This is a genomic window from Streptomyces xanthii, assembly GCF_014621695.1.
Taxonomy (GTDB): domain Bacteria; phylum Actinomycetota; class Actinomycetes; order Streptomycetales; family Streptomycetaceae; genus Streptomyces; species Streptomyces xanthii.
The window spans coordinates 215735-226095 of the sequence record NZ_CP061282.1; the positions used below are offsets into that span (position 1 = coordinate 215735).

The 10361-nt window shown below is 74.7% G+C and carries 10 protein-coding genes; 6 read left to right on the forward strand and 4 right to left on the reverse strand.

Annotation, left to right across the window (positions count from 1 at the left end; all coding sequences use genetic code 11):
• Positions 1-3: 3 nt before the first annotated feature.
• The 6 genes from IAG42_RS36590 to IAG42_RS36615 are packed head-to-tail and all read left to right on the forward strand — an operon-like array spanning position 4 to position 6944.
• Positions 4-1533, forward strand: a complete 1530-nt coding sequence (locus tag IAG42_RS36590) for a class I adenylate-forming enzyme family protein (RefSeq protein ID WP_188341924.1) — start codon at positions 4-6, stop codon at positions 1531-1533.
• The gene (locus tag IAG42_RS36595) at positions 1530-1898 is read left to right on the forward strand and encodes a nuclear transport factor 2 family protein (RefSeq protein ID WP_188341925.1); all 369 of its coding nucleotides are present in this window, start codon (positions 1530-1532) and stop codon (positions 1896-1898) included. The genes IAG42_RS36590 and IAG42_RS36595 overlap by 4 nt, the downstream gene beginning before the upstream one ends.
• Before the next feature lie 48 nt (positions 1899-1946).
• Positions 1947-3485: an ABC transporter substrate-binding protein gene (locus IAG42_RS36600; RefSeq protein ID WP_188341926.1), complete on the forward strand. Its 1539-nt coding sequence runs from the start codon at positions 1947-1949 to the stop codon at positions 3483-3485.
• On the forward strand, positions 3482-4447 hold the full coding sequence (locus IAG42_RS36605; protein ID WP_188341927.1) for an ABC transporter permease: 966 nt from the start codon (positions 3482-3484) through the stop codon (positions 4445-4447). The genes IAG42_RS36600 and IAG42_RS36605 overlap by 4 nt, the downstream gene beginning before the upstream one ends.
• A complete protein-coding gene (locus IAG42_RS36610; protein ID WP_188341928.1) occupies positions 4444-5274 on the forward strand; it encodes an ABC transporter permease in 831 nt (276 codons plus the stop codon). The genes IAG42_RS36605 and IAG42_RS36610 overlap by 4 nt, the downstream gene beginning before the upstream one ends.
• Positions 5271-6944, forward strand: a complete 1674-nt coding sequence (locus tag IAG42_RS36615) for an ABC transporter ATP-binding protein (RefSeq protein ID WP_188341929.1) — start codon at positions 5271-5273, stop codon at positions 6942-6944. The genes IAG42_RS36610 and IAG42_RS36615 overlap by 4 nt, the downstream gene beginning before the upstream one ends.
• Before the next feature lie 27 nt (positions 6945-6971).
• Here the strand turns inward: IAG42_RS36615 and IAG42_RS36620 are convergent, their stop codons facing one another.
• From IAG42_RS36620 to IAG42_RS36635, 4 genes are read right to left on the reverse strand one after another with little or no spacing between them, the layout of a single operon-like run.
• Positions 6972-8504, reverse strand: a complete 1533-nt coding sequence (locus IAG42_RS36620) for a D-alanine--poly(phosphoribitol) ligase (RefSeq protein WP_188341930.1) — start codon at positions 8502-8504, stop codon at positions 6972-6974.
• Complete coding sequence (locus IAG42_RS36625; protein WP_188341931.1) at positions 8501-8746, reverse strand: acyl carrier protein; 246 nt, start codon at positions 8744-8746, stop codon at positions 8501-8503. The genes IAG42_RS36620 and IAG42_RS36625 overlap by 4 nt, the downstream gene beginning before the upstream one ends.
• Positions 8747-8787: 41 nt before the next feature.
• Positions 8788-9471, reverse strand: coding sequence for a Crp/Fnr family transcriptional regulator (locus IAG42_RS36630; protein WP_188341932.1), 684 nt, complete (start codon positions 9469-9471; stop codon positions 8788-8790).
• Between the two features lie 31 nt (positions 9472-9502).
• Positions 9503-10312 (reverse strand): thioesterase II family protein, encoded by an 810-nt coding sequence (locus tag IAG42_RS36635; RefSeq protein WP_223206494.1) that lies wholly within the window; start codon positions 10310-10312, stop codon positions 9503-9505.
• Between the last annotated feature and the right edge of the window lie 49 nt (positions 10313-10361).

Here is a 10361-nt window from a genome sequence, read left to right on the forward strand (position 1 = left end):
GCGATGGCGGAACGTGCCTTCTCCTACCTGACCGACCAACTGCGCTCCCACGCCCGGCTGCACCCGGACCGCACCGCCCTCGTCGTCGACGGCCGGCCCGACCTCCGCTACGGGGAGTGGGACCGCCGCTCGGAGGACCTCGCCCGCGGACTGCTCGCCGCCGGCACCGCCCGCGGCACCCGCATCGGGATCTTCTTCGGCGACATGGACTGGGCCGGCTACGCCGTCGCCTACCTCGGCGTCCTGAAAGCCGGCGGCACCGTGCTGCACCTGCCGGTCCGCCTGCCCGCCGACGAACTCGAGCGCCGCGCCCGGCAGTGCGGCATGACCGGCGTCATCCACGGCCGAACCGCCCCGCCCGCCGCCCCGTCCGTCACCTGGACCGACACCGTCGACGCCCTCTCCGTCGCGGGCCACACCCCCGTCGACCTCGTCCACGCCCCCGACGACGCCGCCGAGATCGTCTACTCCTCCGGCACCACCGGACTCGCCCGCGGCGTGATCGTCCCGCACCAGAACCTGGCCACCGCCGGCGGCCCCCGCTCCGTCATGGCGCACGACGAGCCCACCCCGATGGTCGCCTCCGTGCACCTGGGCATCACCGCCAGCGCGACCACCGTCTCCATGGTGCTCAACGCCACCCCGACCACCCTCGTCCTCGCCCCGCCCGGCGACGCCGACCGGCTGTGCGCCCTCATCGAGCAGCACGCGGCGAGCACCGTCATGATGACCCCGCACCTCGCGGTCGCCATGACCCGCGACGGCGCCCTGCACCGCCACGACCTGACCTCCGTCACCACCGTGGCCACCGCCTCCGCCTTCCTGCACCCGCCGCTGGCCCGCGCCCTGCTCACCGCGATGCCCAAGGCCCGCGTCATCGGCGCCTACTCCGCCAGCCAGGCCAAACCCGCCGTCACCATCGGCACCTTCGACCCCGAACGCCCCCTGTCCGTCGGCCGGCCCGCCCCCGGCACCCACGTCCTGATCACCGACCGGCACGGCGCGGCCCTGCCCGCCGGACAGGTCGGCCGGATCTGGCTGCGCGCCGACGGAGCGCCCCCGCGCGACCGCCTGGACGCCGGCCCCGAGGCGGACGGCGTGCCCGAGGGCGGCTGGTGCGACACCGGCGACCTCGGCCACGTCGACGACGACGGCGAGCTGTACCTCTTCGACCGCGAGACCGACGCCGTGCCCACCGCGCACGGCCTCGTCTCCTCGCTGCGCGTCGAGTCCGTCCTCTACGACCACGAGGCCGTCGCCGACGTCGCCGTCGTCGCCACCGGCACCGACGGCGTGGCCGCGGCCGTCGTCCCCGTCGCCGGTCAGGCCGCCCCCGATCCGGACCGGCTGTGCGCGGCCCTGGCCGACCGTGCGGCCGGCACCCTCGCCCCGCACGAGATCCCCACCCGGGTCCTGCTCGTCGACGAACTGCCCCGCAACGACCTCGGCAAGGTCGTCAAGCGCCTCATCAGGGACCGCTTCCGGGCCCCCTCCGCCGCGCACCGCCCCGATCCGACAGGAGCCCCCGCATGAGCACCGAGACCGAGACCGAGACTGCGATCCACCCGCTGTTCGCGGAGATGATCCGCTGCACCGCCGAACGCGACCTCGACGGACTCGTCGACCTCTACCACCCCGACGCCGAATGGGTCCGCTTCACCGGCCCCGTGCGCGGCCACGACAACATCCGCGAACTGCTGCGCCGCTACTGGGAGCTCGACCTCCAGCACGTCGAGATGAACGAGTTCATCCAGACCGACGACACCGTCATGATGCGCGGCACCATGACCTGCCGCGGCGAGACCGTCGTCACCTTCGGCGTCTACGTCCTGCGCGACGGCAAGATCTGGCGCCAGTGCGGCGCCGACGAGGGCGGCACCCGCGACTGGTGGGCCTGAGCCGTGAGATCCCCAGCCCACCCACCCCAGACCCAGGAGCCCTCCGCCATGTCACGCCCCGACGGCGTCGCCCGCCGCCGAGTCCTGCAGTGGAGCGCCGCCGCGGCGACCGTCGCCGCCGGCTCCGCGGCCCTGACCGGCTGCGCCGGTCAGACCGGCGGGACCCGCACCGTCGCCGGATCCGGCAAGGCACTGCGCGTCGGCGCCTCCGACGCCACCGGCACCATCGGCCTCGACCCCCGCCACGCCGGGTTCGGCGCCAGCTACATCGCCCTGTACCACCTGTACGACCAGCTCATGTACCTCAAGGGCAGCCGCTACGAACTCGGCCTGGCCGAGTCCGTCGAGCCGAGCGCCGACGCCGCCGAGTGGACCGTGCGGATCCACCGGCACGCCGTGTTCCACGACGGTTCGCCGGTGCGCGCCGCGGACGTGGCCTACTCCCTGCGGACCCTGGCCACCCCGCCGTCCACGCGCGCCAACAACTTCGCCGACCTGGACCTCGACCGCCTCAAGGTCGTCGACCAGTACACCCTGAAGGTGGGGCTCAAGCGGCCCCGCGGCGACTTCAGGGAAGGCATCCTCGCCGTGTTCTCCCCGGTCTTCCCCGAGGGCACCCGCGACAAGGACTTCGCCCGCGGCGTCGGCTCCGGCCCGTACCGGCTCGAGGAGCAGGACGGCAAGAACCTCCGGCTCGCCGTCAACGACAAGTACTGGAACGGCACTTCGCACTTCCGGCGCATCGACCTCTCCCTGATCGCCGACCCCGCCGCCCGCCTCGCCGCCCTCAAGAGCGGCCAGATCGACTACGCCTTCGGCATCACGGCCACCGGCGCCAAGGCCGAGCGCGCCAACCGGGCGATCAGCGTGCGGCGCGGCCACACCGCCAACTCCAACGCCCTGTCGTTCGCCATGAACGAGCGGCTCGCCCCCTTCGACGACCCGGACGTGCGCCGCGCCGTGCGGCTGGCCGCCGACCGCGACGCGCTCGTGCAGAAGGTCCTGCTCGGCCTCGGCACCCCCGGCGAGGACCTCGTCGGCAAGGGGCTGCCCGGCTACGCGGGCCGCGCCCGCACCCGCGACGTGGCCGAGGCGAAGCGGCTGTTCGCCCGTGCCGGGGTCGACACCCTGGAACTGCGGGCGGCGGACACCGTGCCCGGCTTCACCGCCGCGGCCCGGCTGCTCGGCCAGCAGCTCAAGGAGGCCGGCGTCGACCTCGACGTGCGGACCGTGCCCGCCGACACGTACTACGCGGACCTCAAGGGCCTGTCCCGCGCCCCCTTCCAGACCTTCTACTACGCCAACCGGCCCGCCGCCGTGCACCTGTCCGCGACCACCACCAAGGGCGCGTTCTTCAACGTGACCGGGCTCGGGGAGCGGCACTTCAAGCGGCTCGCGGCCGCGCAGGCCACCGTCGACGACGGCCGGCGCGAGGCCGCGTTCGCCGCCATCCAGCGCGACCTGTCCGCCACCGGCGGCGACCTGCTGTGGGGATTCCAGGAACAGCTCGACGCCTCCGTACCCGGACTGACCGGCGTCTGGTCCAGCCAGTCCACCCCCGTGTTCACACGGGCCAGGACGGCGTGAGAACCGCCGTCCGACTCGCCGCCCTCGCCGGGCGGCGCCTCGCGGGCGCGCTGGCCACCTTGCTGGCCGGCTCGTTCGTCCTGTTCGCCGCCGCCGAGGTGCTGCCGGGCGACGCCGCCGCGGCGGCGCTCGGCGGCTCGGCGAGCCCCGCCGACGTCGCCCGCCTGCACGCCGAACTCGGCCTGGACCGGCCCCTGCCGGTCCGCTACGCCGACTGGATCGGCTCCGCGCTCTCCGGCGACCTGGGCCACAGCCTCGTCGACCGGCGCCCCGTCAGCCAGATCATCGCCGGGCCGCTCGCCGACACCCTGCTGCTCGCCGGCGTGTGCGCCGCCCTCACCGTCGTCCTCGCCCTCGCCATCGGGCTCGCCGCCGGACTGCGCCCCGGAAGCCTCCTCGACCGGATCCTCTCCGGCACCTCGGTCGCCCTGGTCTCCGTCCCCCAGTTCGTCACCGCGGGCCTGCTCACGCTGGTCCTCGCCTCCTGGCTCGGCGTCCTTCCGGCCGTGTCCCTGGTCCCCTTCGGCGAACCCCTCCTCGCCCACCCCGAGGCCCTCGTCCTGCCGGTGACCGCGCTGACCCTGTTCTCCGCGGCCTGGGCCGGCCGGCTGGTCCGCGCCGCCGTCGCGGACGCCGCCGCCACCCCGCACGTCGAAGCCGCCCGCCTCGCCGGACTCGCCCCCGCCCGCGTCGTCCTGCGCCACCTGCTGCCCACCGCCGCGGGACCCTGCGCCCAGGTCTTCGGCTGGCTCACCGGCACCCTCGTCGGCGGCACCGCCGTCGTCGAACAGGTCTTCAACTACCCGGGCCTGTCCAACGAACTGGTCGCCGCGGTCGAACACCACGACGCCGCCGTCCTCGAAGGCATCGGCCTCCTCATGGCTGCGGCCGTGGTCACCGGCCTCCTCCTCGCGGACCTCCTGACCGCGGCAGCCGACCCCCGCACCCGGACCGCCACATGAACACACCCGCCACCACGGCCCCGGCCGGTCCCGTCGCCCCGCACCGCAGCCGGTGGAGGGGCCTGCCGTGGCTCCTGCCCGTCGCCGCGATCGTCCTGTTCGCCCTGCTCGGACCCTGGTTCGCCCCGCACGACCCGGCGCACATCGCCGCCGCCCCCTACAGCCAGGGCGCCGGCCTGGCGCTCGGATCGGACGGGGAAGGACGGGACGTGTGGTCGCGGTTCCTGGCCGGAGGGCGGCCCCTGGTCCTCGTACCGCTGCTGGCCACCGTCGTGACCACCCTGCTCGGCACCACGACCGGGGTGCTCGCCGGATACCTCGGCGGCTGGTTCGACGCCGCCGTCTCCCGGCTCGACACCCTGCTGCTCGCCCTGCCGCCCGCGCTCGTCCTGCTGGTGCTGCTGCACGGCTGGGGCTACCGCACCCTCACCCTGGTCACCGCCGTCGCCCTCACCGGCGTCCCCTTCGTCTCCCGCGTCGCCCGCGCCGCCACCCTCCAGATCGTCCACTCCGGATACGTCGACCAGGCCGTGGCCCTCGGCGACGGGCCGGCCGCGGTGATGGTCCGCGAGATCGTGCCGGGCGTCGTGCGCCCCGTGCTCGCCGACGCGGGCACCCGGCTCGCCCTCGCCATCGCCCTCACCGCCTCCGCCGGGTTCCTCGGCTTCGGCCCCGACACCCCCGACTGGGGCTCCATGATCAGCGAGAACATGGAGGGCGTGACCCTGGCGCCCTGGGGCGTGGCGGCACCGGCCCTCGGCCTCGCCGTGCTCACCGTCTCCGTCAACCTCGCCCTCGACCGGGCGATCACGAGGTTCGCCCCATGACCGCACTCTTCGACGCCCCCGACCAGTCCGCCGGCCCCGCACCGCGGCAGCCCGACGGCGGAGCCGACCCGGTCCGCGTCACCGGACTGACCGTCACCGGCCCCCAGGGACAACGCGTCCTCGACGACGTCTCCCTGACCCTGCGGGCCGGCGAACGCCTCGGCGTCGTCGGCGAGTCCGGCTCCGGCAAGACCACCCTCGCGCTCGCCCTCCTCGGCGCACTGCGCCCCGGCCTGCGCGCCACCTCCGGCACCCTGAGCGTCACCGGCCAGGACCCGCTCGCCCTGCGCGGCCGCGCCCTGCGCCGGCTGCGGCGCCGCGTGGCCTGCCTCCCGCAGGACCCGGCCGCGGCGCTCACCCCCACGATGCGGGTGGCCGCCCAAGTGACCGAGCTGGCCGCACACCGCACCCCGCAGGACGCCGCCCGCACCCTGCGCGGTGTGGGACTGCCCGACGACCCCGCCTTCCTGCGCCGCTACCCGCACGAACTGTCCGGCGGACAGCAGCAGCGCCTCGCCCTCGGCCGCGTCCTCGCCGCCGAACCCGACGTGCTCGTCCTCGACGAACCGACGACCGGACTCGACCTGCTCACCCAGCGCCTCGTCCTCGACGAGGTCGCCCGCCTGACCGAACGCCGCCGACTCACCCTGCTGTTCATCACCCACGACCTGGCCGCCGCCGCCCGCCTCACCGACCGGATCGCCGTGCTGCGGGCCGGCCGGCTCGTCGAGGAAGGCCCCCTGACCGAGGTGCTCGGCCGGCCCCGCGCGCCCTACACCCGCGAACTCGTGCGCGCCGTCCCGGACATCGCCGAGGCCCACACCCGGCCGCCCCGCCCCGAGAGCGAGACGGAACCGGTCCTGCGCGTCACCGGCCTCACCGCGGGACACGGCCGCGGCGCCCACCGGGTCACCACGGCCCACGACGTGTCCCTGCACGTCGCCCCCGGCGAGTGCGTGGCCCTCCTCGGCGGGTCCGGCGCCGGAAAGACCACCCTCGCCCGCTGCGTCACCGGCCACCACACCCCCGACACCGGCACCGTCGCACTCGACGGCGCCCCCGTCCCCGGCCCGCTGCGCGCCCGCACCCTCGACCAGCGCCGCCTCGTCCAGCTCGTCGCCCAGGACGCGAGCGGCTCCCTCAACCCGCGCCGCACCGTCGGCGCGACGATCGCCCGCCCCCTGCGCGTGCTGCGCGGGATGGACCGGAAGGCCGCCGCCGACGAGACCCGGCGCCTGCTGCGCCTGGTCGGACTCGACGAACAGTGCGCCGCCCGGCTGCCCGGCACCCTCTCCGGCGGCCAGCGGCAGCGGGTCGCCATCGCACGCGCCCTGGCCCCCCGGCCCAGGCTGCTGCTGTGCGACGAGGTCACCTCCAGCCTCGACGTCCGCATCCAGGCCGACATCCTCGCCCTGCTCGACGACCTGCGCACCCGCCTCGGCCTCGGCCTGCTGCTGATCAGCCACGACCTGGGCGTGATCGCCCGCATGGCCGACCGGGTCCTCGTCCTGGACGGCGGGACGGTCCGCGAGCAGGGCCCTGTTGCGGAGGTGTTCACCGCGCCCCGGCACGCCTGGACCAAGGAACTTCTGGCCGCAGTCCCCTCGATGAGCGCGTACACGGCACAGCGGGCGCCCCGGGACCCCGGGACGCCCGCCGGGCGTGCGTGAGCCGGACCGGGTGGGCCCGGCCCCGTCTCAGGACGCCAGCCGGTGCTCCGCCTCCTTGCGCAGCTGGAGGCGGTCCGTCTTCCCGTTCGCGTTGAGCGGCGGGTCGGGCAGCGCCCACAGATGCGCCGGGAGCATGTACGGGGGCAGCCGGCGCGCCAGGTCGCGGGCCGCGTCCGTCAGGAGGCCGGTCCCCTCGTCGGTCACGACGAACGCCACCAGCACCGGGCTCGCCGCCCCGGGCACGGCCAGGACCACCGCCTCGCGGCCCGGCAGGCAGGCCCGTACGGCCGCCTCCACCTCGGACAGCTCCACCCGGTAGCCGTTGATCTTGACCTGGCCGTCGCCGCGGCCCAGATGGACCAGCGTGCCGCCGGGGCCGCGGCGCACCCGGTCACCGGTGCGGTACCAGCGCAGGCCCTCGTGGTCCAGGAAACGGTCCGTGTCGTTGGCCGGGTCGAGATACCCGTCGAACATCTGCGGCCCGGTGACGCACAGTTCGCCCGTGTCCCCGCCGACGCGCCCGTCCTCGAACAGCACGTACCGCAGGCCCGCGTTGGGCGCGCCGATCGGCACGTTGCCCGTACCGGACGCGGGCGACCAGCGGAAACCCGTGCAGGCGATGGTGAGTTCGGTGGGGCCGTAGAGGTTGTCGACGGACGAGGCGGGCGCGGCGGCACTCCAGGCGGCCGCGACGTCCTCGGGCAGCGGCTCACCGCAGAACACGGTGTGGCGCACGGACGGCAGCCGGCCCGGCGTCAGTAGCCCGTGCCCCCGCAGCGCGGCGGCCAGGCTGGGCGTCGACGTCCACACCGTGATGCCGTGGGCGCGGACCGAACGCGCGGGGTCGAGCGCCTGCAGCCGGTTGAGGACCGTCAGACACGCGCCGCTCGCCCACGCGCACCACACCTCGAACATCGACAGGTCGAAGGTCAGCTCGTAGACCTGCCCGAAGACGTCGTCCGGCCCGAAGTCGTAGCGCGGCAGCACGGACGTCAGGAACGCCGAGACGTTGCCGTGCCGGATCGGCACGCCCTTGGGGCGGCCGGTGGAACCCGAGGTGAACAGGATGTACGCGAGGGAGTCGGGGCCCTCGGCGGGCGCCCGGTCGCCGTCCGGGTCCGGCACCAGCACAGGGGTCGCCGGCGCCGGCGCCGTCCACGTGTCGCGGCGCGGCGCGAGCACCACGAGCGGCTCGGCGGCCGCCGCGACGGAGTCGAGCTGGGCGGCGCCCGCACCGTCGACGATCAGCGCGTCGAGCCCCGCCTCGGCGGCGATGCCCCGGTTGCGGTCCACCGGGTACTCCGGGTTGAGCGGTACGGCCGTGCAGCCCGCGTACAGCGCGGCCAGGAAGCCGAGCAGGCTCTCCTCGCTCTTGGTGGCCAGCACCCCGACCCGGCGCGGCGCACGCGCCCCGCCGTGCAGGGCGGCCGCCCAGCGCCGCGCGACGCGGTCCGCCTCCGTGTAGGTCCAGGTGCGGTCGCCGATCCGCAGCGCGACGCCCGCCGGATTGCGGGCCAGACCGTCCAGGAACCAGTGGTGCAGCAGCTTGTCGCCGCTCATCGGCCGGTGCCGGAGAGCGAGCTGACGAGCGCCCAGACCGTGCCGGGCGTGGTGAAGTTGGCGGGGGTCACCGCGTTGTCGGGCAGCTGCCCGTAGACGTCCTCGATGGCCGTGATCAGGCCCACCGTCGCCATCGAGTCGAGCCCGAAGGCGGCGAGCGGCAGGTCCTCCGTGAGGGGCGCGCCGGCGTCCAGGCCGGGCAGACGGTCCCTGAGCAGAGTCTCGAACTTCTGGTCCCACATGGGGGTGTCACCTCGTGAGGGTCGTCGGGGCGGGGCCCCGGTCAGGCGCAGCGGCTCTCCAGATAGGCGGCGAGCCGGCGCCGGTCGATGATCAGGTGGGAGTCCGGGGTGACGTCGATCAGGCCCCGGTCGCGGAACCCCTTCAGGAAGTGCCCCACGCGCGAGCGGGTGGTGCCGACCATGCCGGCCAGCTCCTCGTGCGTGATGCGCTCGGCGATGTGCGGCCGCCGCCCGTTGCCCCGGCCGAGCTTGCGGGCGAGGTCCAGCAGGATCTCGCCCAGGCGCTGCTCGCTGTCGACGGTCACCAGATGAGTGATCGACTGCTGCTGCTCGGCCAGGCGCCGGGTGAGGTGACTGATGAAGTCGTCGACCATCCCGGCCGCCGTGATCGAGGACAGGAAGTGTTCGTAGGACATGCGGTGCACGACGCTGTCGCGCATCGCGATGGCGGACTCCTCGCGGATGCCGCCGAGCGAGCACAGCTCGCCGAAGATCTCCCCGGGGGTGTGGAGGCGCAGCAGGCACTCCTTGCCCGAGCGGGAGAACATCACGGTCTTGATCTGACCGCTCTCCAAGAAGTAGACGTTGCGGTCCTGCCCGCCGCTGCTGTACGCGCTCTGGTTGCGTCGCACCACGCAAGCCGTCGTGTGCGGGGACTGCGCGCGCACGAAGTCACGCAGCCGGATGTCGAATCCGGTCGGAGCGGTGACATCCAGCAGATTCATCTGGCCTCCCGGTGCAGTCGGCACGTGACAATCACATTGCGACTTTATGAAAGGGCCTTCGAAGAACACTCGAGAGCGGATCCACACCCGACAGCGCCGTGCGCAGCGCCGTCATCAGGTCCTCCGGAGCCCCCTTGAGATAGAAGTGGTCGCCGGGGAACACCCGCAGCCGGAAGTCGCCGCTGGTCACCTCGCGCCAGCGCGCCACCGCATGGGGGTCGGCGAGCGGATCCGCCGCCCCGGTGAAGGCGAAGACCGGGCAGGTCAGCGCGGGTCCTGGCAGGCGGGTCGGCCGGTACGTCTCGTTGATCTCGTGGTCGGCCCGCAGCGGCGGCAGGAAGTGCCGCACCAGCTCCCGCTGGCGCAGCAGCTCGGGCGGGGTGCCGCCGAGGCGCGACACCTCGGTGAGGAACGCGTCCTCCGGCAGGTTGTGCACCGGCGGCCGGGTGTCGGGGACGAACGGCCCGCGCCGCCCCGACACGAGCAGCGCCGAAGGCGGCCTCGAGCCCCGCTCGAGCAGGGCCCTGGCGGTCTCGTAGGCCACGATCGAGCCGAGACTGTGGCCGAACAGGACGTACGGCCGGTCGAGTTGCCCGGCGAGCTCGGCGGTGAGCTCCTCCACCAGCGGCCCCATCCGGGTGTGCGAGGCCTGCCGGGAGCGGCGCTCGCGGCCGGGCAGCACGACCGGCCGCACATCGACCCCGGGACCCAGCGCCTCGCGCCAGGGGTGGAAGAACGAGCTGCCGCCGCCCGCGTGGGCGAAGCAGAACAGTCGCAGGCCGCCGCCGTCGGACGCGGTGCGCGCGTCCTCGGTCCCGGCGGCCGTCCAGGTCACGGACACCGTCAACTCCTCGTCGCTCGGCAGGGGGTGGGCGCGCCGACGCCCCGGG

What these genes read in the sequence shown, in the direction of transcription:
- IAG42_RS36590 (WP_188341924.1), top strand. Translation starts at nt 4, where the DNA reads ATGGCGGAACGTGCCTTCTCCTACCTGACCGACCAACTGCGCTCCCAC.
- IAG42_RS36595 (WP_188341925.1), top strand. Translation starts at nt 1,530, where the DNA reads ATGAGCACCGAGACCGAGACCGAGACTGCGATCCACCCGCTGTTCGCG.
- IAG42_RS36600 (WP_188341926.1), top strand. Translation starts at nt 1,947, where the DNA reads ATGTCACGCCCCGACGGCGTCGCCCGCCGCCGAGTCCTGCAGTGGAGC.
- IAG42_RS36610 (WP_188341928.1), top strand. Translation starts at nt 4,444, where the DNA reads ATGAACACACCCGCCACCACGGCCCCGGCCGGTCCCGTCGCCCCGCAC.
- IAG42_RS36615 (WP_188341929.1), top strand. Translation starts at nt 5,271, where the DNA reads ATGACCGCACTCTTCGACGCCCCCGACCAGTCCGCCGGCCCCGCACCG.
- IAG42_RS36620 (WP_188341930.1), bottom strand. Translation starts at nt 8,504, where the DNA reads ATGAGCGGCGACAAGCTGCTGCACCACTGGTTCCTGGACGGTCTGGCC.
- IAG42_RS36625 (WP_188341931.1), bottom strand. Translation starts at nt 8,746, where the DNA reads ATGTGGGACCAGAAGTTCGAGACTCTGCTCAGGGACCGTCTGCCCGGC.
- IAG42_RS36630 (WP_188341932.1), bottom strand. Translation starts at nt 9,471, where the DNA reads ATGAATCTGCTGGATGTCACCGCTCCGACCGGATTCGACATCCGGCTG.